The following is a 23271-nucleotide window of genomic DNA, read 5'->3' as shown; positions in this document are numbered from 1 at the left end:
CAGATGAATGATAAGGTAATGCTGGTAACAGGAGCGAACTCAGGTATGGGCAGGGCCACTGCCGCAAGCCTGGCCGACACGGGTGCCAGGGTTGTAATGCTGTGCAGGGACAAAATACGGGGAGAGGAAGCCCTTATGGAGGTTCTTGAGCAGAACAGGGAGAGAAGGCTGGAGCTTATGCTCTGTGATCTTGGAGACATGAATGACATACGGCGCTTTACCCAGGAGTTTAAGAACAAATACGGACGTCTGGACGTTCTGGTCAATAATGCGGGGGTAATCACTTTGGACAGAAGGGAGACAAAGGACGGACTTGAACTTCAGTTCGGGGTAAACCATATAGGGCATTTTCTTTTGACGGTACGGCTTTTGGATATTATCCCCGGGGTTTCCGGCGGTCGGATAGTAGTGGTGGGCTCAGGAGCCCATAAGATGGGGAAAATCCATTTTGAGGATATTAACCTGACCAGGGGGTACAATGTCATGTCCGCATACGGACAGTCAAAGCTGGCAAATCTGCTTTTTACCAGGGAGCTGGCCAGAAGGCTGGAAGGTACGGGAATAACCGTCAACTGTGCACATCCGGGAGCAGTTGCCACTTCCATGGGGGTTGACAGAAAAACCGGCTTCGGAAAGTCATTAACGGGATTGCTAAAACCATTTTTTCAGACGCCGGAGCAGGGGGCCGGAACAGCTTTATTCCTGGCATTGGACCCCTCTGTGAAAGAGGTTAGCGGGGAGTACTTTTACAAATGTAAAATTGCAGGCTCTTCAAAGGCCTCCAAAAATGAAAAGCTTGCCCGGGAGCTTTTTGAATTAAGTGAAAGGCTCACAGGAGAAAAGTTGGTAAGATGTTAACTAAAAACAAAATAATCGGAATAGTCAGTAAATCATCATTAAAATAAGGGATAAGGACAAAATTTCAGCCCTTACCCCTTTATTAAAGTTCATATTTTACTCCTGACATAAACCTAAAACAGCTTCAGCAGACCTGCGGCAATAACCACCACTGCAAAAATCATCCTGTAATATGCAAATCCCTTCATGGGCTTCTTTTTGAGATAGGATATGAACTTGCTTATGACAGCTACCGCTACCACGAAGGACACAATGAAGCCTGTAATCAGCGCACTGATTTCGGTGCCTGTCAATGTGCTGAAGCCACCCAGCTTTGCAATTTTCAGAAAACTCATTCCAAACATTACGGGTATGGCCAGAAAGAAGGAAAACTCTGCCGCAACCACGGTGGAAAGTCCTGAAACCCATCCTCCTATTATGGTTGAAGCCGAACGGGACATGCCTGGAATTATTGCAAGGCACTGAAAGGCGCCTATTATTAATGCCTGTCTTGGAGTAACGCTGAGCTTCTGCTTTGTCAGATTATTATTCCGGAATCTGTTTTCAGCGTATATCATCCAGATTGCTCCAAGGAAAAGAGTAATGGCAACTGTCACATAGTTGAAAAGATACTTGTCTGCCAGATCGTCAAAAAGAATTCCCAGAACAGCACCGGGAACACATGCCAAAGCAATCATCAGCCAGAATTTAAGGCCGGATTTTTCATAGCCCGCTTTCCCGGGAAAGAAATTTACAACAGTATCCTTTATTTTTTTCCAGTACAGCAGCACCACCGCCATAATTGCTCCTAGCTGGATGACATATGTATACATTTCCACATAGTGAGGATTGCTGCTCTCAAAGTGCAGCAAATTTTGAAAAATAATAAGGTGACCTGTTGACGATATGGGCAGGAACTCGGAAATTCCTTCAACTATGCCCAGTACTATTGATTTTAGAATAAAAAGTAAAAAATCCATTTTCTCCTCCATGCCTCCCAAACATACAATCCCGCTTTTGTTTATATGAATTGTAAAAAGTACCTTCTATACTTTATGGGGCTATAAATATTTTATGAATTGAAAAACCAGGTCAAGCAGCACCGCTAAAAACTTCAAGTGCCATATTTATAGGGTACAGAACCCATACCCTTAAGTCAAGTTACAAAAAGGTAAATACGGGCAATACTTTAATTGTCCGAAAGAGATGCCCTACCCTTAAAAGCTGAGGTTTTTGGACAAAACAGCCTCTATTGAGTCTACGAGGGCCGGATTTGGTTTGTCTGATTGAATTTTGGGTACAAATTAGTATAGACACAGCTCTCTACTAAATGTAAAATATTTTTTAGACTCTTTATGTGAAGAAAACACTACATAAATAACAGGAGGTTTGTGTGAGACTCAGAAGGAAGCCATGGGCAAGGCCTGAATTGGCAGCATGCCCGTTTTACATCGACAATCCGCCCGAGCTGAAGGGAAGATGGCAGGAGCTTTTTGGAAACGGCAATCCCATGCACCTGGAGCTGGGGTGCGGGAAGGGCGGATTTATTTCCAAGATTGCCGCTGCCCATCCGCAGATAAACTATATTGCAGTGGATATAAAAAGTGAAGTGCTGGGGTTGGCGAAGCGCAAGATAGAAGCCGAATACGCAGCTTCAGGGAACAGTGAAATCAAAAATATAAAGCTCATGTCCCAGAATATTGAGCTGATAGATAACATGCTTGCGCCCTCGGATGCCATAGAGAAAATATATATCAACTTCTGCAATCCCTGGCCCAAATCTCCCTACAAAAAGAAAAGACTTACACATGGCAAGCAGTTGGTCAAGTATAAGACATTTTTAAAGGCGGGGGCACAAATATGGTTTAAAACCGATAATGATGAACTGTTCAGAGAATCCATAAAATATTTTGAAGAAAATGGGTTTATAATAAAGTATATTACACAGGATTTGCATTCCAGTGGATTTACTGAAAATGTTCCCACAGAGCACGAAATAATGTTCTCGGAAGAGGGTATCAGGATTAAATTTCTCATAGCCCAGATGGAAGTGTCAGCGTTATCAAATACTAATATGCTTAAAGGATTGTGACATATGGAATTTTACCAACAGATATCAAAATATTATGACTTGATTTTTCCTGCGGGAGAAGAGCAGGTCAGGTTTTTAAGAGAGGTAGCCGGAAACCCTCCAAAAGCTATACTGGATGTTGCCTGCGGAACCGGCGAGTACGCTGTGGAACTGGCAGGACTGGGCTACAAGGTAACGGCGGTGGACCGTGATGCACAAATGCTGGCCGGGCTTGGGGAAAAAGCCAGGGCTAAAGGCTGTACGCTGGATTATCTGGAAGCGGATATGTCGGACCTGGACAAAAAGCTGTCAGAAAAATTCAATATGGTTTTTTGCATAGGGAATTCTCTGGTTCACCTTGAGAATATGCAGCAGATAAAAGAATTTCTGAAGAACGCCAGAAATATGCTGGAAAACGACAGCAGCCTGGTGCTTCAGATAATTAATTTTGATAGAATAATTCTCAGAGAGATAAAAAGCCTGCCGACTATAGAAAATAAATCCGTGGGACTTTCCTTTGAAAGAATTTACGATTACCACAAGCAGGACAACACAATACTGTTCAATACAAAGCTCAATGTGGAAGGCAAGAGTCTTGAAAACCAGGTGAGCCTTTATCCCCTTCGTCAGGACGAGCTTACCGAGGCCTTGTATGAGGCAGGCTTTAAAAAACTCAAGCTTTTCGGAGATTTTAACGGAAATGAATTTGATAAATACAATTCATTTATGCTGGTGCTTTGGGCCAAGTAGACAGACAGCGCGGATTGGCATAAATGGTGATAGAAAGAGAAGGATTAGCTTATGAGCAGAATTGGTCAGGAAATAAATAAACTCAGACTGCAAAAAGGCTTGACTCCAAAGCAACTGGCAAGAACGTTGGGTGTTTCGGAGGGTTTTATACTTGATATCGAGTCTGGAAGGAAAATCATCAGCGATGATATGATTGGAAGGGTATCAAAGGCTCTGGATTTCGAACTGGGCCCTATTGGCTTGTTTGCCTCGGAGGACAGACAGGCCGACAGGGCGGATAATACCCAGAGAAATACGGCCCCTGCTTTTGCAGCGGGAAGAACTGCTGTACAGATGAAAGCAGTTCCGAAGCAGCCGGTACAAAGCCAACCGGTTCAGGAGGTCTGGGACGACGCCTTCGGCAATATACTCAAAACTGTACCTGTTTACGACTACAGGATGGACAGATTGCTTGACAAAAAGCTTTTGCCCATTGAAAAAAACAAGGTTGAAGGTTTCCAGAAGGAAAAGGTTTTTTACCTTGATATAGAAGATGCCGATATGTCCGGTTTCAGGATATTTAAGGGTGACAGGGCACTTTCTGTATTGGTGGGGGATATAGACGCCGACGGTATTTATTTTGTCGAATACAATGGCACAAGGGCTGTAAGGCAGGTTAAAAAACTTCAGGCAGACAGGCTTTTGCTTGTGAGCAATAAGGGAACCCTGATTACCGAAACAGTCAGCCCCAAGAATATAAAGGTTATTGCAAGACTGGTCAAGCTTGAGATTTCACTCTAGAAATGAGGAGTACATATGCAGAAGCTTGTTAAATCCCGTTCCAATACAATAGGGATGCCTCCCGGCACATTAGTGCACATTGGTGAAAAAAAGCGTGAAAGTACGCTGATGACTCTTGTTGAATACGACGAGGCCAGCTTTCGCCAGAAAAACCTGGGCTTCCAGGAGCTTGAGTCGCTGGAAACCCGGGAAACAGGCATAAGATGGCTGCATGTGGAAGGCTTGAGCCAGGTGGAGGTGCTTGAAGCCATAGGCAGGCTTTTCAGCCTCCATCCGCTTATTTTGGAGGATATTCTCAACACCGACCAGAGACCGAAGATAGATGTTAATGATGATTATATCTACGTTTCGGCAAAAATGCTGTCCTACCAAAAGGAGCCTGGAGAATTTGACATAGAACAGGTAAGCTTCATACTTGGGGAGAATTATGTTGTTTCCATTGCCGAGAAGGATACAGATGTATTTGAACCGATTATAAAGAGGCTTCAGCAGGGAATGAGCCGTTTTCGGAAACTAGGCTCCGATTATCTGGTATATAGTCTTCTGGATGTAATTGTGGATAATTATTTTTCTGTTCTTGAGGCTTTTGGCGATGAGGTTGAAATAGTTGAGGACGAGATGGTTGTGAGAACCAGCAGACAAACTTTGAGAACGATTCACAAGCTTAAAAGGCAGATATTGTTCCTCCATAAGTCAGTATGGCCTCTGAGAGAGGTGCTTTCCTTTCTGGAACGGGGAGAAAGTCTGCTGGTCCGGGAAACCACAGAAATATATATAAGGGATCTTTATGACCATGTGGTACAGGTCATGGACACCACCGAGACACTTAGGGATATATTGTCAAGCATGCTTGATGTGTACCTTTCCAGCAGCAGCAACAGAATGAACGAGATTATGAAGGTGCTTACGATTATTTCAACGGTATTTATGCCACTCAGCTTTATTGTCGGCGTATACGGAATGAATTTTAAAAATATGCCTGAACTTGATTGGCCCTGGATGTATCCTCTGTTGTGGCTGGTAATGATAGGCATATCCATCTCCATGCTCATATATTTCAAGAGAAAAAAGTGGTGGTGACGGCTCATAAAATGTATTTTTTCCTTCTGCCTTGCAGTTTGATTCTTATTTTTGCAAAAATTAATATCAGGACAGGGAGCAATATTTGAAAAGGGATAGCATAATATGAATATATTTTCCGAGCCCATTTTCGAACATTAGGACTGTCTTATCCTGTTGCCGGAAGTCATATACCTGGGCCGGAGTTTCATATAAAACCAGGGCATTCTGACGTCGGTGTCCTTTATCTCCTGAAATTTTAAGTTTGTCAGGGACAGCATATACGGAACACCGAAGGGACATTATCCCAGCTATATCAATGGTTTTCATGCGTTCATAAAGCTCATTCAAAATCTGTTTGTTAGCTATACCCTCAATATAGCAAATATTAAAAGCATTTCTCATCTTCCCGGACATAAACCAATGTTAACATTGAAGTTCCATAAGGATAGTATTTGTCGGATTTATATAATAAATACTATCTTTTCTTCATTTTGCCTTCCTTACAGAATTGTAATTTTTAAATTCACGCATTTGCAGATTTTCCTTCGTATAATCAGATATAAATTAAAAAATAAAAGCCGGCTTTTGGTAAAGCTATGAATAGGAGGCAGTAAAATGGAGGTATTGAGAATTGAGAAGCTTACAAAAAAATATGGCAAAGGCCAGAATGAGGTCATAGCGGTGGATGATATAAGCTTCTCGGTAAAAAAAGGTGAATTTGTTGCAATAGTGGGTCCCAGCGGCTCGGGAAAAAGCACTTTGCTGCACTTGCTGGGAGGAGTGGATAAACCTACCTCGGGAAAGGTTTTCATAGACGGTATGGATATTTACGGTCTTAAGGAAAAGGATTTGTCAATATTGAGAAGAAGAAAGGTGGGTTTTGTTTTCCAGGCCTATAATCTCATTCCGGTATTAACGGCAGAGGAAAACATACTTATGCCCCTTCTTCTGGATAACAGGAAGGCAGATAAGCAATATATAGATGAGCTGCTTACCATTTTAGACCTGAAGGAGAGAAGAAGACATCTGCCGTCCGAGCTGTCTGGAGGACAGCAGCAGCGGGTTTCCATCGGCAGAGCCCTGGCTAACAAGCCCGCAATAATCCTGGCAGATGAGCCCACAGGTAACCTGGATACCAAAAATTCCAGAGAAGTGCTGGAGCTTCTGAAATACTCTGCAAAAAAATACAACCAGACACTGTTATTGATTTCACACGATATGAATATTGCCACTATGGCGGACAGGGTGATCAGCATCGTGGACGGGAAAATCTCTTCAGAGTCTTTTGGCGGCAAGGAGGTCTGACAGATGAAGAATTATTCTGCACTAACCGTACGATATTTGAAGAAGCATCCCGGAAGAACCGTATTGACGCTTATTGGCATTATTGTGTCCATAGCCATGTTTACTGCCATTGGAAGTATTTATTACAGCGGTATAAACAGTGAAATCGAAAGGGTCAAGGACGAAACCGGAAATTATGAGATTATGTTTTATGATGCTGACAGGGAACAGGCAAGAGTCCTGTCAGCAAATGCAGAGATCAAGAATGGCGGGCTTGTCAAAGAGCAGGGGTCTTTTCTGATTGAGAGCAGCTTGCTTACGGATTCCCTTCGAAAGGTAAATATAAAAGCATACGACAGTGCAGCCTTCAAGGATATTTTCAGAGTCAGGCTGGTTGAAGGCAGATTTCCGGAAAACAGCAGCGAAATAGTGGTTGACAAAAAGTTTTATGCAGTACTGAAGGATAAGAAGCTTGACAAGGCTCTGGAAGGCCGGCTTAAATCCAAACAGGGTGTGGAGGACAGGGCGGAATACAAGGTGGTAGGCTCTTATGAAAGCCAGGAAATAACCAATACCGCATTAAGCTTTTTGGATATTGGAAGCTCGGACAATACCAAAACCTATTCCTACTTTGTAAATTTGAAGCAGGCCTCCGGTAAACCGGAACTTGCTGTTAAGATTGCACAGGCAAACAAGGTGAAGGCAAACGGAAACACACGACTGCTTTATCTCATAGGCGACGGCCCGGATGAGACAAGGAACAACCAGATGGAGGTGGTCTTCGGAATTATTGCGGCTTTTGTGGTTATCTGTACTGCGGTTGTAATCTATAACGCCTTTAATATATCCGTCATGGAGAGAATAAAGCATTTTGGAATACTGAGAAGCATCGGTGCCACAAAAGCCCAGATCAGAAAGCTGGTGTTCAAGGAGGCCCTTGTCATGAGTGCCATCTCAATACCCATCGGAATTATCTGCGGCTTTGCGGGCATAATGCTCACCTTCAATGTGTTTATGGACGGCTTTCTGGGTGTCTTCAAGATAGGCTTCTATCCCCAGGTAATAGCCATTGCCGCCCTGCTTGGGCTTGTAACGGTATTTTTTTCAGCCTTCTTTCCGGCCAGGACCGCCTCAAGGGTTTCTCCCATAGATGCCATAAGAGGGACAATGGTTGTAAAGGGTGACCGGGTTAAAAGAAGGGGAGGCTTTCTGGCAAAATTATTTTTCAGATTTGAAGGGCAGGTAGCCTACAAAAATATTAAGAGGAGCAGGAAAAGGTTTTATGTAACCTGCCTGTCCCTGATGATATCGCTTGTGATGTATGTGTTTTTCTCAAACTTTATTGACATACTGTTTGAGAGCACCGAGCTGGCTTCAGGTATGATAAGGGTGGAAGCCGCCTTCATGAAACAGCAGAAAGCCGGAAGCCCATATCTTTCAGATGAATTGGCGAAGCAGCTTGAAAGCACAGAGGGAGTCAGGGAGGTCTTTGAGCTCAATTACTGTAAAATCCCATTTCTGCTTGACAAGGACAAGGTCAGCAACAAGTTCAGGGAATCCTTGAAGCTTAAAGGCACCCAGGAGTTCCAGGGGCAGTATATAATAGACGAAACACAGTTGATAGGATATGACAGGAACTCTGTGGAATTGCTGAACAAGCTGAATAGCACAAATATCAACTATGACGATTTTAATAATAATCACGGAGTAATAATTGTCAATAAGGCCGGAGGACTTACAGAAAATAAAAAGCGTTTCTATGACGGGTTTACCACATATAAGAAAGGTGATGTAATACAGGTGCCTGTGCTGGACGAGGCTTTCATAACCGGGCAGGATTATGACCGGCTCAAGAGACTGGCCGGGGGCAAGGAGACAATGACCCTTAAGGTGGCAGGTGTTATTGACTATGAAAGCATAAGCGGTTCGGTAATTTATGACGGTTATGGAATGATTGTATCCTCTGAAAACTTTACCGGCCTTACAGGCATAAAAGGCTTGTCCATAATAGCTGCAAACTTTACTTCTCCTGAGGCGGCAGGCAAAAACTATGAAAAATTCAATATCCTGGCGGATGAAAACAAGGCAGACTACACTGATATAGGACATGAAAAGGAAAAAGTGGATGCAGTTGCAGGTCAGATGAAAGTACTGGTATATGGTTTTATCGGACTGATAATAGTCATATCCACCGTTAATATTATAAATACCGTGACCATAAATCTTCTGGTAAAGAAGAGGGAATATGCAACTTTCAAGGCAATAGGCATGACAAAGGGACAGTTCAGAAAACTTGTGCTGCTGGAGGGCGCACTTTTCGGAATGATTGCGTGTATTGCCGGTTTACCGGTGGCATACCTGCTGACCTATTTTGGGATATTGCAGAACAATCCTGTAGGAAACATAGGCTACAGCATGGCCATATGGCCATATCTGTACGGAGGCATCGGCATTATAGCCATAACACTGGCGGCGGCGGTCATACCCCTGCGGAAGCTCAATGATATGAATATAGTAGAGTCTTTGAGGATAGAGGAGTAAGGAACAGGACATAAATATATTCTGCTTACCCTAAAGTAGGATTACAATAAAGTACTGCTTCTGATAAAATATTGTTTAAAGGTTATCATTAATGCAGTATTCCAACTTTTAATGAACTGGAGAATGGAACGGAGCATGAACATTTTACTTGTGGAGGATGATGCGCCTCTTGCCATGGGAATCCAATACGCTCTCAAGAAAAAGGGTTTTAATATTCAGTGGGGCAAAACCCTTCAGGAAGCCCGCAGTCTGTTTGATGCAAGTGTGGATCTGATACTGCTGGATGTGACTCTGCCTGACGGCAGCGGTTATGATTTTTGCAAGGAAGTAAGAAATACCTGCGACGTGCCGGTCATATTCATTACAGCTCTTGACGATGAAGCAAATGTAGTTTTCGGACTTGATACAGGTGGAGATGATTATATTTCCAAGCCCATCAGATTAAGTGAGTTGATTTCAAGGATAAATGCACTGATGAGACGCAGGAAAAGAAATCCTATCGGTACAGGCGGCTGTATCTTAAGCGGAAGTGTGGCAGTAGAGCCTTTGAGATGCAAGGTTACGGTGGGAGGAGAGGAAGCCAGCCTGACGGCAGTTGAGTACAAGCTGCTGCTGTTGCTTCTGGAAAACAGGGAAAAGGTTTTGAACAGAAACACAATTATTGAAAAACTGTGGGATATAGACGGGAATTTTGTTGATTACAATACCTTGAATGTTTATGTGAAAAGGCTCAGGGAAAAAATAGAGATTAACGGGGAAAAGCACATAGAAACCGTGAGGGGTTTGGGATATGTGTGGAGGGATATCCTTTGACCGATAGGGAAATCCCAGGGAGGCTGTATGAAAATTTTAAAAAATTCTGAAGCAAGGCTGGCTCTGGGACTTCTTGCCATACTGCTCATAGTCTTTGAAACAATGAGCATGTACCTGCTCCACAGCTATACGGATACCCTGAACAGGGCCCAATTGCAGCAGAACGTGGCTGTCATAGGAGCTGTGGCAAAAGAGTACCCAAAGGCTGAGACCCGAATTGTTGAAAAGTTTACAGGAAGCCTTCAGGGTGACTACCAGTATGGGAAAACGCTTTTGAGCAAGTACGGCTATGATGAGAATTTAAGCATCCGCAAGAATAATGTTGTTTCCCGGGAGCTGTGGTTTGCCAATGTAAGATTCCAGCTCCTTATCATAAGCTTTGCCTTTATTCTTATCATTCTTTTTATGCGGAGCTTTAACAGCATATATAAAAGGATACGGCAGGTGGGAGAAAAGGCTGAAGCCGCAGTAGAAGGAAACTATCAGCCCATGTGGGGCTTTACCGATGAAGGTGATATGGGTTTTCTGACATATCAGTTCAATGCAATGACCGAAAGGCTGGGTGAAAATGTCCAGGCACTCAGACAGGAAAAGCTTTTCTTAAAAAGGCTGGTAACAGACATTTCCCACCAGTTAAAGACGCCCCTTGCCTCTCTTATCATGTTCAATGACATACTGAAAAATGACCTGGACATGCCGGAGCAGGAGCGGCTTACCTTCATATCAGAAAGCAGGAATCAGTTGGACAGGATGGAGTGGCTGATCAGAAACCTGCTGAAAATGGCCAGGCTTGAGGCTGGTGTGGCAGAATTCCACAAGGAATCGGCGGCTGTAATAAATACCCTTTGTAAAAGCATAGCTCCTCTGAAATATCTGGCTGATGAGAAAAATATTGACATAATAGTCCGGGGTGATGAAAATATCTCAGTGAAGCACGATGTAAGCTGGACTGCGGAAGCCTTTTCAAATATCATTAAAAACTCCATTGAACATAGCAGTCCGGGAGAAAAGATTGAAATCAGCCTGGAGGAAAACAAGGTATATGTGCAATTGGAAATAAGCGACAGAGGAAGTGGAATTCCCGAAGAGGAGCTGGGCAGAATATTCAACAGGTTCTATAAGGGACCCAACAGTCGCAATCCTACAAACATAGGCATTGGCCTGTATATAACAAAGAGGATACTGGAGGGGCAGGGGGGCGCAGTGTACGCGTTCAGCATGCCTGGCAGCGGGACAAGGTTTGTTGTGAGACTTATGAAAATAAATTAATTTTTTGGAGGTGGCATATGTCAAGCTTTGATATTTACCTTTATGGTATGACACTGGCTTCTACCATGCACCTATTGGCAGAAGAATTTCCCCAGGCGGATTCCTATTCTGAAATAAAAGAGAGCTATGTCCTGCCCGGGGGAGAGACCGGCAGTTGTGCAGTGGTTCTGTCCTCGCTGGGCTGCAGGGTAAAGCTGGATGGCAATTACCAGGGAAGAAGGACCGCGGGCGTACTTAAGAATTATCTTGTGGATAAGTATGGGGTGGATATGTCGGGAGTTTTTGAAGACCCGGACTTTGACGGAGTACAGGATATGGTACTGATAGCGGGCAATACAAGAAACTGTTTCGGCACCTTCGGAGCGTATTTTGACAGCAAGGTCAAGCGGTGGAACACACCTGTGAAGGAAGACATCATGAATGCTGAAACCGTGGGCCTTGACCCGTTTTTTGGGGAGCAGTCTGAAATGGTGGCACAGTATTGCAGGGAATTGGGGAAAAAGTATGTAACCATTGACTGTAAACCCGATTCGGTCTTACATAGGTTCTCAGAAGTGAATGTGGTCTCCAATGAATTCATTCAGAACAATTTTCCCGGGACGGATATTGAGGAACTGTTCAGAAAGTATGCCGACAATACCGACGGGCTGGTGATATTCACCTTTGGCGCCAGGGAAATCATGTTTGGCAGAAGGAATCAGCCCGTGGAAAGCTTCAAGCCTTATAAGGTAAAGGTTCAGAGTACTCTGGGAGCCGGTGACTGCTTTAAGGCCGGGGCAATATACGGGGTGTTTAAAAAAATGCCCGACCGGGAGCTGGTCAGTTTTGCCGCAGCCACCGCAGCTACTGTGTGCAGCAGGTTTCCTCTGGCATTAAATCCTCCTGGATTGGATATGATAAATGAATTAATTAATAAAAAGTAGTTTTAAAATATGTAATGTTGCTGTATAATATAAATGCGAATGATTCCCATTTATATTTGGAGGTGTGTTTTGATTAAGAGAACAAATTTTTCAGTATTGAAAAGATTTTCGGCACTGCTGCTAATGTTGGTTATACTTGGCATATCCGTTTTGACCGGGTGCACCGGGGCAGGAGAAAATAAAAACAAATCCCAGGGCAGCACATATACAATTGTTACCTCATTTTATCCCGTGTATGTATTTACAAAAAATATTATAGGTGAATTGCCCAATGTGGAGCTTATTAATATGACAGAACCACAGACAGGCTGTCTGCATGATTACCAACTGATGCCGGCGGACCTTAAGACCCTGGAGAAGGCCGATGCCTTTGTAATAAACGGGGCGGGAATGGAAGCCTTTATGGACAAGGTCATCAAGCAGCGGCCTGAATTGAAGGTTATTGAGGCAGCTAAGGGTATTGAGCTTTTAAAGGACGAAAATGGTGAGGAAAACCCTCATATATGGGTAAGTATTACAGGTGCGATAACCGAGGTGAAAAACATAGCGGAAGGGCTGGCTGCCTCAGATGCCAAAAATGCCGCTGCCTACAGGGAAAATGCGGACAAGTACGTCCGGAAGCTCCAGCAGCAGAGTGACAAGATGCACCGTGAACTGGACGGCTTGAAAAATAAGAATATTGTCACTTTCCATGAGGCCTTCCCGTACTTTGCAAAAGAGTTCGGCCTCAATATTGTATCGGTGGTGGAGAGAGAACCGGGAACAGAACCCAGTGCCGGAGAACTTGCGGAGCTGGTTGGCCAGATAAAGGAAACCGGGGTTAAGCTGCTTTTTGCAGAGCCCCAGTATTCACAAAAGGCTGCCGAGACAATAGCAAAAGAAACAGGTGCACAGGTATACCTGCTTGATCCCGTTGCCACAGGAGAAAAAAATGCTTCTGCCGACAGTTATATCAAGGCAATGGATGAAAATCTGAAGGTGCTGGTTGAAGCCTTCAAGCAGGTACAATAACAAGCTATGCGCCTGAAAAACAGGTACATGAATTAAAAGAAAAAGCTGCATTCCACATGAAAGATGGGATGCAGCTTTTTTTGCCGGGTAAGATTTATATGAAATTATTTGACATTTATCCCTGCGACAGCTTTTTCAGCTTTTCATACTTCTCTTTTGCATGTTCTTCAGCCTTGCTGAACAATTCTTCAGCTTCGGAGGGGAACTGCTTTGAGAGGGAGGAATATCTCACCTGATTCATCAGGAAGTCCCTGAAGCTGGATTTTGGCTCCTTGGAATCCAGTATAAACGGGTCCTTTCCCTCTGATTTAAGCTCCGGATTGTATCTGAAAAGATGCCAGTAGCCTGATGCAACCGCATCGGCAGAGTTTGCTATGCTCCTTCCCATGCCGTCCTTAATGCCGTGGCTTATACAGGGAGCATATGCGATTATGATGGAGGGGCCCTTATAGGCCTCTGCCTCTGCTATAGCCTTCAGCATCTGATTCCTGTCCGCTCCGATTCCCACCTGGGCAACATAGACATTGCCGTAGGTAATCATTTGCGCAGCCAGGTCCTTTTTAGCAGCTTTTTTCCCCGAAGAAGCAAATTTGGCTATTGCTGAGGTAGGAGTAGCTTTTGAAGCCTGCCCTCCGGTATTTGAGTATATTTCGGTATCAAATACCAGAACATTTACATCGTCACCCGAGGCCAGTACATGGTCAAGTCCGCCATAGCCGATATCGTAGGCCCAGCCGTCACCGCCCACAATCCATATGGACCGTTTTACCAGGTAGTCCTGTTTCTCCAGAAGCTCGGCAATCAGTTGTGTCTGAAGACTGTCTTTGGGTGAATAGGCCTTTATGGCTTCAAGGAGCTCTGTGCTCACTCCCTTGGAGGCTTCTCCTTCTTCATAGCTGCCGGCCCATGCTGTCAATTTGCCTTTGAAGCTTTCGTCTATATCCATGCCCGCAAGCTGGAGTGCTATGTCTCTTATGCGCTCTCTGAGCTGCTTTATGCCAAGGTACATGCCGTAACCGAATTCTGCATTATCCTCAAACAGCGAGTTTGCCCAGGCAGGTCCTTTGCCTTCACTGTTTACGGTATAGGAGCTGGTTGGATAGGAGGCACCCCATATGGAGGAACAACCTGTGGCGTTGGCTATCATCATCCTGTCGCCGAAAAGCTGCGTAACCAGTTTTATATAGGGTGTCTCGCCACAGCCTGCACAAGCACCGGAGAATTCCATAAGGGGCTTTTTAAACTGGCTGTCCTTTATACTCTTGTTTCCGAAATTATCACCTTTGCAGGAAATCTTTTCTGTTGCAAAATCGTAATTTGGAATCTCCCGCTCGGTTTGTGTACTCAGCTTTTTCATTACCAGTGCCTTGGGTTTTGCAGGGCATACATCGGCACAGTTGCCGCAGCCTGTACAATCCATAGGGCTTATCTGTATCCTGAACTGGTATTCCTCCATACCCTTGCCCACAGCCTGCTTGGTTACAAAGCTTTCGGGAGCATCAGCCAGTTCTTCCCTGGTTGCAAGTACAGGTCGTATGACTGCATGAGGACAAACCAGAGAGCAAATATTGCACTGTATACAGGTAGCTTCATTCCATTCCGGGACATTAACAGCGATACCGCGCTTTTCATAGGCTGAGGTGCCGTTGGGAAGTGTTCCGTCCTCCAGCTCCACAAAGGCGCTTACCGGCAGGTCCTCACCCTTCATGGCATTTATGGGGCGAAGCATATTTTTTATAAAATCCGGTTCCTGGATTTCTGTTCCGGAAGTATCCTGGGCATTTTTCCAGGCTTCCGGTACGTTGATTTTTACAACGGAATCTATACCTTTATCAATAGCCTCCTGATTTATTCTGACAACATTCTCACCTTTTTTGCCATAGCTCTTTACAACGCCCTCCTTCAAATAACGGACAGCTTCATTTATTGGAATAATGCCGGCAAGCTTGAAGAAGGCTGCCTGCATTATCATGTTTATCCTGTTTCCAAGACCTATATTTTCAGCAATCGTATATGCGTTGACAGTATAGAACTGCACTTCGTTGGCGGCAATCTGGCGCTTGAGTTCCGCAGGGAGGTGCTCTTCAAGCTCCTTCTCATCCCAGAGGCAGTTCAGTACAAAGGTGCCTCCCTTTTTTATGCCCTTAAGCAGGTCATACTGATTTACGTAAGACTGGTTGTGACAGGCGATATAATCGGCTTCATGGACAAGATATGCCGATTTGATGGGCTCATCCCCAAAGCGCAGATGGGACATGGTCACTCCGCCGGATTTTTTTGAATCATATGCAAAATAGGCTTGAACATACTTGTCGGTATGATCTCCGAGGATTTTTATGGCCTGCTTGTTGGCACCCACAGTACCGTCTGAGCCCAGCCCCCAGAACAGGCATTTATAGGTTGATGGGGGTGCGGCATTAATATGATGGTCAATATTAAGGGAGGTATTGGTCACATCATCCACTATTCCGATAGTGAACCGGTCTTTGGGGCTGGCCTGTTTCAAATTGTCATAGACAGCCTTTATATGTGCAGGAGTGGTATCCTTTGAAGCCAGACCGAATCGCCCTCCGACTACTAAAGGAGCATTCTGCATGCCGTAATAGGCTGCTTTTACATCCAGATACAAGGGTTCTCCTATGGCTCCGGGTTCTTTGGTCCTATCCAGAACAGCTATCTTTTTGACGCTTTTGGGAATGGCCTCCAGCAAGTGCTTGACTGAAAAGGGTCTGAACAGGTGAACCTTCACAAGGCCGTATTTTTCTCCGCTGTTGTTGAGATAATCGATGGTTTCCTCTATGACATCAGTAATTGAGCCCATGGCAATTATTATATTCTCAGCGTCAGGCGCACCGTAGTAATCAAAAAGGCCATAGCTCCTGCCGGTAAGCTCACCGACCTTTTGCATATATTCTTCAACCACATGGGCAATGTTATCATAGTAAGGGTTTGATGCCTCCCGGTTCTGGAAGTAGACATCAGGATTTTGGGCGGTTCCTCTTGTTACCGGATGATTGGGGGATAAGGCCCTGTTCCTGAATTGTCTTACAGCCTCGTAATCTACAAGGCCGGCAAGATCTGCATATTCCAGTGCCTCCACCTTCTGAATTTCATGAGAGGTTCTGAACCCGTCAAAAAAATGCAGGAAGGGAAGTCTTCCTTTTATTGCGGCCAGGTGCGCCACGGGGGCCAGGTCCATAATTTCCTGTACTGAGCCCGAGGCCAGCATTACAACGCCGGTTTGCCTGGCGGCCATAACATCCTGATGGTCTCCGAATATGGACAAGGCCTGGGTTGCTATGGCCCTGGCACTTACATGAAATACCGCAGGCAGCAATTCACCTGCAACCTTGTACATATTGGGTATCATTAATAACAGTCCCTGGGAAGCCGTAAAGGTTGTTGTAAGAGCACCGGCCTGCAGTGAACCGTGAAGTGTTCCGGCCGCACCTGCCTCAGATTGCATTTCTACAACACGGACATTTTGCCCGAAAATATTTTTCCTGCCCTTGGCAGACCATTCGTCAACCGACTCTGCCATATTGGACGATGGAGTGATGGGATAGATTGCAGCTACGTCGGTATATGCATATGCCACATAGGCTGCAGCAGTGTTTCCGTCCACCGTCATCTTGATTTTTGACATAAAAAGTCACCCCTGTATAAATATTTTACTTAAAGTCTACTTCCGTTATCTACCCAATTTTTGGCTTCTGAAACACCCTCCTCGTCAGGTATGACCACATCGGTGTGCTTCTGTTTGGTCTTTTCCATGGTCCATGCAGCGGTGCCTTCGTTGTCTGTGGGTCTGAAAGCTGTCAAACGTCTGTTGTGGCTTCCGTCAAGCTGTGCATCTTTTTTGCCCATAACTACCTCCATATATATGATTTTTTTTAGAATGTAATTTTAGTTATTTCATATTTAGGGTAATTTATTCTTATACTGCATATTTTCTGTCAACATAATGGTCATAAATTAACTTGTTGTGCTAATTAATAAAGTCTTTAAGTGACATGTTTGCTTACGCGAGGACGACTTTAAAGAAATGCGCAGTATGCTTAAAAGCTTTTGCCTGTTTGCCTCATTTTTAACTAGTACAACATTCAGTAAATAGGGTGCATAAATTTGGAGAAGATTTTTTGGAAATACAAGGCGGAGGAGTGCGGAATAATTGCTTTATTTCAATCGGCGACAACGATGTAGTTCAAAAAATATACCCAAATTATGTACCAGGATTTACCGAATGTTGTACTGGCACAACAAGTCACTATTGGACCTATCATACATATATAATAAAATAGGATCATTTATGCTCACAGAGGGATGGCCTTATGCAAAAAATAAACCTTAATTACCACTGGCAATACAAAAGGGATTTCAATGAGAAATATCTTGATAAGGCATATAATGATGGGGGATTCCAATTGGTAGATATTCCACATGCAAACCTGCTGCTGGACTATAACAATTTTGATGAAAAAGAGTACCAGTTTGTATCCTGCTACAGAAAAGCTGTTGAAGTGCCGGGGCAAGTGAGCGGAAAATCACTGATCCTGAAGTTTGAAGGAATCTCGTCCTATGCACAACTGTATATTAATGGCAGATTTGTTTCCGAACACTCAGGTGGTTATACACCTTTTGAGACAGACATATCCGATAAGGTTGTTTTTGGACAGGAAAACCTTTTTGCAGTCGTTTGTGACTCAACGGAAAGGGAGGAAATTCCGCCCTTCGGAAAGGTTATGGATTACCTTGCCTATGGAGGGATTTACCGTGAAGTATGGCTTGAGGCCAGGGATAAAAAACATATCAGGGACATATTTGTAAAAACTCCGGAGGTGCTGTCTGCCGCAAAAACGCTGGATATTGACATAGAACTTTCACAGCCTTGCAGAGGAATGACTCTTGAGCTCCGGCTGCTGGACCATAAAAGCCGGCTGGTAAGCAAATTCATACATGCTGCGGGGGATTCGGCTAAAACCTGCATCAGGCACAGGCTTTCAGATATCCTGCTGTGGGAGCTTGAAAACCCGGTTTTATACACTCTGGAGGTTTTATTAAAGGAGGGCGGGGAGGTTGTGGACAGCAGTCTGGCAAAAGTGGGCTTCCGGCATGCGGAATTTAAAGCCGACGGGTTCTACCTCAACGGGAAAAAGATAAAGCTGGTGGGCTTGAACCGGCACCAGTCCTATCCATATGCCGGCTATGCAATGCCTGAATCGGCACAGAAGAAGGATGCCGATCTGCTGAAATTCGAGTTGGGAGTTAATATGGTGAGAACCTCCCACTACCCTCAATCCAGGCATTTCCTCGACAGGTGCGATGAAATCGGGCTGTTGGTGTTTGAAGAAATACCAGGCTGGCAGCACATCGGCAATGAAAAGTGGAAGGAATTGTCTTATGGGAATGTAAGGTCCATGATACTCAGGGACAGAAACCATCCCAGCATTGTATTATGGGGTGTGAGAATCAACGAATCCGCCGACTGCAATGAATTCTACATGAACACAAACCGGATAGCCCATGAACTGGATAATACGCGCCAGACGGGAGGTGTCAGGAATTTTAAGGACAGCCTACTACTGGAGGACGTGTATACCTACAACGACTTTTTGCATAATGGCTCTAATGCCGCGCTGGAGCTGCCCTCAAGGGTTACGAAATCAAATGCCCCCTATCTTGTTACCGAGCACAACGGGCATATGTTTCCCACAAAGCGTTTTGACAATGAGGCCAGGAGACTGGAGCACGCCTTGAGGCATATGCGTGTGCTGGACGCCATGCTGGGGAGTGACAGGATAAGTGGTGCTATAGGCTGGTGTATGTTTGATTATAACACGCATAAGGATTTCGGCAGCGGGGACAGAATCTGCTATCACGGTGTCAGTGATATGTTCAGGATACCAAAACTGGCTTGGGCGGTATACTCGTCTCAGCAGGACCGTACACCGGTGCTGGAGCTTTCCTCGTCTATGGATATCGGAGAGCATTCAGGTGGAAATATGGGAACGGTATATGCTTTTACAAACTGTGACTGTATAAAGCTATACAAGGATAATGAGTTCATCAAGACCTTTTATCCTGACCGCAGGCAATTTCCAAATCTGAAGCATCCCCCGGTTAAAATTGATGATTTCATTGGAGATCTCCTTGCAAAGTATGAAAATATACCGGGAAAGGATTCACTTAGAATGAAAAATGTCCTGCAGGCCGCCTCCAAGTATGGAATGAATCTGCCCCTTGGTTCAAAGCTTGCAATGGCAAGGCTGATGCTGAAATACAAGCTGTCCATGGATGACGGCATAAGACTGTTTGGCACTTATGTAAGCAATTGGGGCGGCAAACGTATAAATTTCAGATTTGAAGGCTACAAGGATGGCAAATTGGTTAAAAGTGTGGTTAAATCCACCTTGGAAAGTGCACGGCTTGAAGTTTTGCCGGATACGTTCGTATTAAAGGAAGCCGATACCTATGATGCTGCAAGAATAGTATTGAAGGCACTGGATCAGAACGGCAATTTGCTGAACTATGCCAGCGATGCTGTCAACATTAAAACAGAAGGACCTGTTGAAGTTATCGGCCCGAAGACCATAGCACTCATAGGAGGAGCCAGAGCGTTATGGATCAGGACTATGGGAAGGTCCGGAAAAGGCGTAGTCAGGTTTATATCTGAAAAGTTCGGGACACATGAGCTGGTCTTTGAGGTGATAAAGAAGAAGCCTGATTGAAGGACAGTCGAGCCAATCAGGTTTCAGTTGGCATATAAACAAAATTGTAAAAGTGGTGCCCTTGACCTGTAACTTTATCCTCATACCCACATAGTATGTATTATAATATTATGTTAATCAGAGGAGGCATTTTCAAGTGCAAAAATGGCCGTTTTTTAATAATAAACCAAAGGTTCAGCCTGAACAGCAAAATATGGAAAAACCCAAGCCGGAAGCACCACAGCAAATAGCTCCTGCTCAGCAGTCAAAACCGAATAATGTCATGCCCGCAAGCCAGCAGAAGCCCAGCCAGCAGGGAGTGTCAAACGCGGGAACAGCGAATACAGGAATGGCAAATACGGGAAAGCCCAACATGACCATGCCCGCAAGCCAGCAGAAGCCCAGCCAGCAGGGAGTGTCAAATGCGGGAACAGCGAATGCGGGAATGGCAAATACGGGAAAGCCCAATATGACCATGCCCGCAAGCCAGCAGAAGCCCAACCAGCAGGGAGTGTCAAACGCGGGAACAGCGAATGCAGGAGTGGCAAATACGGGAAAGGCAAATACGGGAAAGCCTAACATGACCATGCCCGCAGCCCAGCAGAAGCCCAACCAGCAGGGAGTGTCAAATGCGGGAACATCGAATACGGGAATGGCAAATACGGGAAAGCCCAACATGACCATGCCCGCAGCCCAGCAGAAGCCCAACCAGCAGGGAGTGTCAAATGCGGGAACAGCGAATACGGGAATGGCAAATACGGGAAAGCCCAACATGACCATGCCCGCAGCCCAGCAGAAGCCCAACCAGCAGGGAGTGTCAAACTCGGGGACAGCAAATGCGGGAATGGCAAATACAGGAATGCCCAACATGACCATGCCTGCAAGCCAGCAGAAGCCCAACCAGCAGGGAGTGTCAAATGCGGGAACATCGAATGCGGGAATGGCAAATACGGGAAAGCCCAACATGACCATGCCTGCAAGCCAGCAGAAGCCCAACCAGCAGGGCATGTCAAATGCGGGAACAGCAAATACGGGAATGGCAAATACAGGAATGCCCAACATGACCATGCCTGCCGCCCAGCAGAAGCCCAACCAGCAGGGAGTGTCAAATGCCGGGACAGCGAATGCGGGAATGGCAAATACAGGAATGCCCAACATGACCATGCCTGCAAGCCAGCAGAAGCCCAACCAGCAGGGAGTGTCAAACGCGGGAACAGCAAATATGTCGATGCCTGCTTCCAAGGAAATGCCCGCGCAGATGACTTTGCCCACTGTTCTTGCTCCTAAGGATGATTCAATGTTTATGGTTTCCATGAAGAATAAACAAAAGGACTATCATAAATCCAACACAGCAGGCCAGCAGATGAGCAACGCAAACACAATGGGCCAGCAGATGAGCAACGCAAACACAATGGGCCAGCAGATGAGCAACGCAAATGTAATGGGCCAGCAGATGAGCAACGCAAACACAATGGGCCAGCAGATGAGCAACGCAAATGTAATGGGCCAGCAGATGAGCAACGCAAACACAATGGGCCAGCAGATGAGCAACGCAAACACAATGGGCCAGCAGATGAGCAACGCAAACACAATGGGCCAGCAGATGAGCAACGCAAATGTAATGGGCCAGCAGATGGGCAATGCAAACACAATGGGTCAGCAGGTGAACAACGCAAACACAATGGGTCAGCAGATGGATAACTCCAATGCTATGGCAGGACATATGACCGGGAAGCAGGAAAAAGGCCAAAACCTGCATGATGACGCAGATATACAGGTGACTCTTTCGGAAGCACTGAACCTCATAAAAGAGGCCGTTGAGGGTGAAGCCGAGGACAGGATGTTTTACGAGTTCCTTATGAACAATGCACCATCAAGGAAAGACAAGGAAATAATAAAGGGTATCAGGGACGATGAAATAAAACATGCAAAATTATTCAGACAGTTGTACTATGAACATACCGGGAAAATAATAGGGCCAGACAAGCATGTTTCCTTTGATAAGCCCGATTCATATTGTGACGGTCTCATAAAGGCACTGATGGGTGAACAGAATGCCGTTAAAAAATATCGCAAAATTCTGTTTGCCATGAAGGAAAGAAGCCATATAAATACTCTCACTGAAATCATAACTGATGAAATAAGACATGCGACATTATATAACTTGTTAATTCACAACAATGAGTGTAAATATTGACTTTGCATCCGGCAGAAAGCTTAATAGCCCATGAAATCACACAGGGAGCTTACTTGAAATGCACTTTAACAAATGCTGCAGCTTTATGTAAGCTCTTTTCCAATGGCCTTTCTTATAGCCGGGAAATTATTAAAATTGCAATGAAAGTGTGTACATATTCAGACTTTTAGGTTAAATTGTATGTATATAAGAAATGATTACCTGATACAATAGACCCTGGCAAATTTATCAGGTACTAAAATCCGCATATGCATAGCAGTGCAATAAAAATACAAAAAAGAGGCTGAATATGAATATTATAGTGCAATTTATTGACTTTGTGATGCACCTGGACAAGAATCTGACCCAACTGGCAAATGACTTTGGTGTATGGACCTATCTCATCTTATTCCTGGTGGTTTTTTGTGAAACCGGACTGGTTATAACTCCGTTTCTGCCCGGAGATTCCATGATATTTGTCATAGGAGCGCTTGCCGCCAGCGGAGATCTGAATTTTCCCGTAATTATAGCAGTACTTATGGCAGCCGCCATACTGGGAGATACCTGCAACTATCACATAGGCAAATTCCTGGGACCTGTAGTTTTCAAAAAGGACAATGTAAAATTTCTCAAAAAGGAATACCTTATCAAGACCCATAATTTTTATGAAAAACACGGGGGAAAAACAATAATCATAGCAAGATTTATTCCTATCATACGCACCTTTGCTCCTTTTGTAGCCGGGATGGGCTCTATGAGCTATCCTAAGTTTATCAGCTACAACGTAATCGGAGGCATGACCTGGGTGGCCTTGTTTTCCTTCGGAGGCTTCTTCTTCGGAAACATGCCCATAGTAGAAAATAATTTCAGTCTTGTAATAATAGCAATCATATTCATATCCATTCTACCAGGTATAATAACCTACATAAAAGAGAAAAAAACCTCAGCCGCCAAATAATGTACAAAAGTAATGTACAAATTTGTTTGCCACAGGGACACAACCGGTTTGGCAGCCTTTTCACAGGCTGCCGAACCGGTTTGTTTTAT

At 44.7% G+C, this 23271-nt stretch carries 17 protein-coding genes; 14 read left to right on the top strand and 3 right to left on the bottom strand.

Annotated features, from left to right (window positions below):
• Positions 1–3 precede the first annotated feature (3 nt).
• Entirely contained in the window at positions 4–858 is an 855-nt protein-coding gene (locus tag CLHUN_RS08305) for an SDR family oxidoreductase (RefSeq protein WP_080064123.1), read from the top strand.
• 113 nt (positions 859–971) lie between these two features.
• Here CLHUN_RS08305 and CLHUN_RS08300 read toward each other — a convergent pair whose 3' ends face one another.
• Positions 972–1817 (bottom strand): undecaprenyl-diphosphate phosphatase, encoded by an 846-nt coding sequence (locus CLHUN_RS08300; protein ID WP_080064122.1) that lies wholly within the window; start codon positions 1815–1817, stop codon positions 972–974.
• A gap of 413 nt (positions 1818–2230) precedes the next feature.
• Here CLHUN_RS08300 and trmB point away from each other — a divergent pair, with 413 nt between their 5' ends.
• From trmB to CLHUN_RS08245, 10 genes are all read left to right on the top strand, one after another.
• A complete protein-coding gene (gene trmB, locus CLHUN_RS08295; RefSeq protein ID WP_080064121.1) occupies positions 2231–2929 on the top strand; it encodes a tRNA (guanosine(46)-N7)-methyltransferase TrmB in 699 nt (232 codons plus the stop codon).
• A gap of 3 nt (positions 2930–2932) precedes the next feature.
• Complete coding sequence (locus tag CLHUN_RS08290; protein ID WP_080064120.1) at positions 2933–3658, top strand: class I SAM-dependent methyltransferase; 726 nt, start codon at positions 2933–2935, stop codon at positions 3656–3658.
• Between the two features lie 51 nt (positions 3659–3709).
• A complete protein-coding gene (locus CLHUN_RS08285) occupies positions 3710–4438 on the top strand; it encodes a helix-turn-helix domain-containing protein (RefSeq protein ID WP_080064119.1) in 729 nt (242 codons plus the stop codon).
• Between the two features lie 15 nt (positions 4439–4453).
• Positions 4454–5518, top strand: coding sequence for a magnesium/cobalt transporter CorA (gene corA, locus CLHUN_RS08280; protein ID WP_080064118.1), 1065 nt, complete (start codon positions 4454–4456; stop codon positions 5516–5518).
• Between the two features lie 597 nt (positions 5519–6115).
• Positions 6116–6805, top strand: coding sequence for an ABC transporter ATP-binding protein (locus CLHUN_RS08270; protein WP_080064116.1), 690 nt, complete (start codon positions 6116–6118; stop codon positions 6803–6805).
• 3 nt (positions 6806–6808) lie between these two features.
• Positions 6809–9325 (top strand): ABC transporter permease, encoded by a 2517-nt coding sequence (locus CLHUN_RS08265; protein ID WP_080064115.1) that lies wholly within the window; start codon positions 6809–6811, stop codon positions 9323–9325.
• A 135-nt stretch (positions 9326–9460) separates the two neighbouring features.
• On the top strand, positions 9461–10138 hold the full coding sequence (locus CLHUN_RS08260; protein WP_080064114.1) for a response regulator transcription factor: 678 nt from the start codon (positions 9461–9463) through the stop codon (positions 10136–10138).
• 27 nt (positions 10139–10165) lie between these two features.
• On the top strand, positions 10166–11407 hold the full coding sequence (locus CLHUN_RS08255) for a sensor histidine kinase (RefSeq protein ID WP_080064113.1): 1242 nt from the start codon (positions 10166–10168) through the stop codon (positions 11405–11407).
• 17 nt (positions 11408–11424) lie between these two features.
• Complete coding sequence (locus CLHUN_RS08250) at positions 11425–12330, top strand: carbohydrate kinase family protein (RefSeq protein WP_080064112.1); 906 nt, start codon at positions 11425–11427, stop codon at positions 12328–12330.
• A gap of 72 nt (positions 12331–12402) precedes the next feature.
• On the top strand, positions 12403–13341 hold the full coding sequence (locus CLHUN_RS08245; protein WP_479692028.1) for a metal ABC transporter substrate-binding protein: 939 nt from the start codon (positions 12403–12405) through the stop codon (positions 13339–13341).
• 115 nt (positions 13342–13456) lie between these two features.
• Here CLHUN_RS08245 and nifJ read toward each other — a convergent pair whose 3' ends face one another.
• Together nifJ and CLHUN_RS08235 are read right to left on the bottom strand one after the other, a co-directional pair.
• On the bottom strand, positions 13457–16987 hold the full coding sequence (nifJ, locus tag CLHUN_RS08240) for a pyruvate:ferredoxin (flavodoxin) oxidoreductase (protein ID WP_080064111.1): 3531 nt from the start codon (positions 16985–16987) through the stop codon (positions 13457–13459).
• Positions 16988–17016: 29 nt separating this feature from the next.
• Positions 17017–17208, bottom strand: coding sequence for a CDIF630_02480 family spore surface protein (locus CLHUN_RS08235; RefSeq protein WP_080064110.1), 192 nt, complete (start codon positions 17206–17208; stop codon positions 17017–17019).
• Between the two features lie 464 nt (positions 17209–17672).
• Here CLHUN_RS08235 and CLHUN_RS08230 point away from each other — a divergent pair, with 464 nt between their 5' ends.
• From CLHUN_RS08230 to CLHUN_RS08220, 3 genes are all read left to right on the top strand, one after another.
• Positions 17673–20069: a glycoside hydrolase family 2 protein gene (locus CLHUN_RS08230; RefSeq protein ID WP_080064109.1), complete on the top strand. Its 2397-nt coding sequence runs from the start codon at positions 17673–17675 to the stop codon at positions 20067–20069.
• A gap of 136 nt (positions 20070–20205) precedes the next feature.
• Positions 20206–22245 carry a ferritin family protein gene (locus CLHUN_RS22505; protein ID WP_242656472.1) on the top strand — a complete coding sequence of 680 codons (2040 nt, stop codon included), beginning with the start codon at positions 20206–20208 and terminating at the stop codon, positions 22243–22245.
• 289 nt (positions 22246–22534) lie between these two features.
• Positions 22535–23182 carry a DedA family protein gene (locus tag CLHUN_RS08220; protein WP_080064108.1) on the top strand — a complete coding sequence of 216 codons (648 nt, stop codon included), beginning with the start codon at positions 22535–22537 and terminating at the stop codon, positions 23180–23182.
• Positions 23183–23271 lie beyond the last annotated feature (89 nt).

Origin of the sequence: Ruminiclostridium hungatei, from assembly GCF_002051585.1 — a bacterium.
Classification (GTDB): Bacteria; Bacillota; Clostridia; order Acetivibrionales; family DSM-1351; genus Ruminiclostridium; species Ruminiclostridium hungatei.
The sequence above is the reverse complement of the archived record's forward strand: the minus strand, read 5'-3'. Positions and strand labels throughout refer to the sequence as shown.

Excerpts from the sequence above, each read along its gene's own strand:
- CLHUN_RS08265 (WP_080064115.1), top strand. The coding sequence starts at position 6,809 with ATGAAGAATTATTCTGCACTAACCGTACGATATTTGAAGAAGCATCCC.
- CLHUN_RS08300 (WP_080064122.1), bottom strand. The coding sequence starts at position 1,817 with ATGGATTTTTTACTTTTTATTCTAAAATCAATAGTACTGGGCATAGTT.
- CLHUN_RS08255 (WP_080064113.1), top strand. The coding sequence starts at position 10,166 with ATGAAAATTTTAAAAAATTCTGAAGCAAGGCTGGCTCTGGGACTTCTT.
- CLHUN_RS08285 (WP_080064119.1), top strand. The coding sequence starts at position 3,710 with ATGAGCAGAATTGGTCAGGAAATAAATAAACTCAGACTGCAAAAAGGC.
- CLHUN_RS08235 (WP_080064110.1), bottom strand. The coding sequence starts at position 17,208 with ATGGGCAAAAAAGATGCACAGCTTGACGGAAGCCACAACAGACGTTTG.
- CLHUN_RS08250 (WP_080064112.1), top strand. The coding sequence starts at position 11,425 with ATGTCAAGCTTTGATATTTACCTTTATGGTATGACACTGGCTTCTACC.
- CLHUN_RS08260 (WP_080064114.1), top strand. The coding sequence starts at position 9,461 with ATGAACATTTTACTTGTGGAGGATGATGCGCCTCTTGCCATGGGAATC.
- CLHUN_RS08230 (WP_080064109.1), top strand. The coding sequence starts at position 17,673 with ATGCAAAAAATAAACCTTAATTACCACTGGCAATACAAAAGGGATTTC.
- CLHUN_RS08290 (WP_080064120.1), top strand. The coding sequence starts at position 2,933 with ATGGAATTTTACCAACAGATATCAAAATATTATGACTTGATTTTTCCT.
- corA (WP_080064118.1), top strand. The coding sequence starts at position 4,454 with ATGCAGAAGCTTGTTAAATCCCGTTCCAATACAATAGGGATGCCTCCC.
- CLHUN_RS08220 (WP_080064108.1), top strand. The coding sequence starts at position 22,535 with ATGAATATTATAGTGCAATTTATTGACTTTGTGATGCACCTGGACAAG.
- CLHUN_RS08270 (WP_080064116.1), top strand. The coding sequence starts at position 6,116 with ATGGAGGTATTGAGAATTGAGAAGCTTACAAAAAAATATGGCAAAGGC.
- nifJ (WP_080064111.1), bottom strand. The coding sequence starts at position 16,987 with ATGTCAAAAATCAAGATGACGGTGGACGGAAACACTGCTGCAGCCTAT.
- CLHUN_RS08305 (WP_080064123.1), top strand. The coding sequence starts at position 4 with ATGAATGATAAGGTAATGCTGGTAACAGGAGCGAACTCAGGTATGGGC.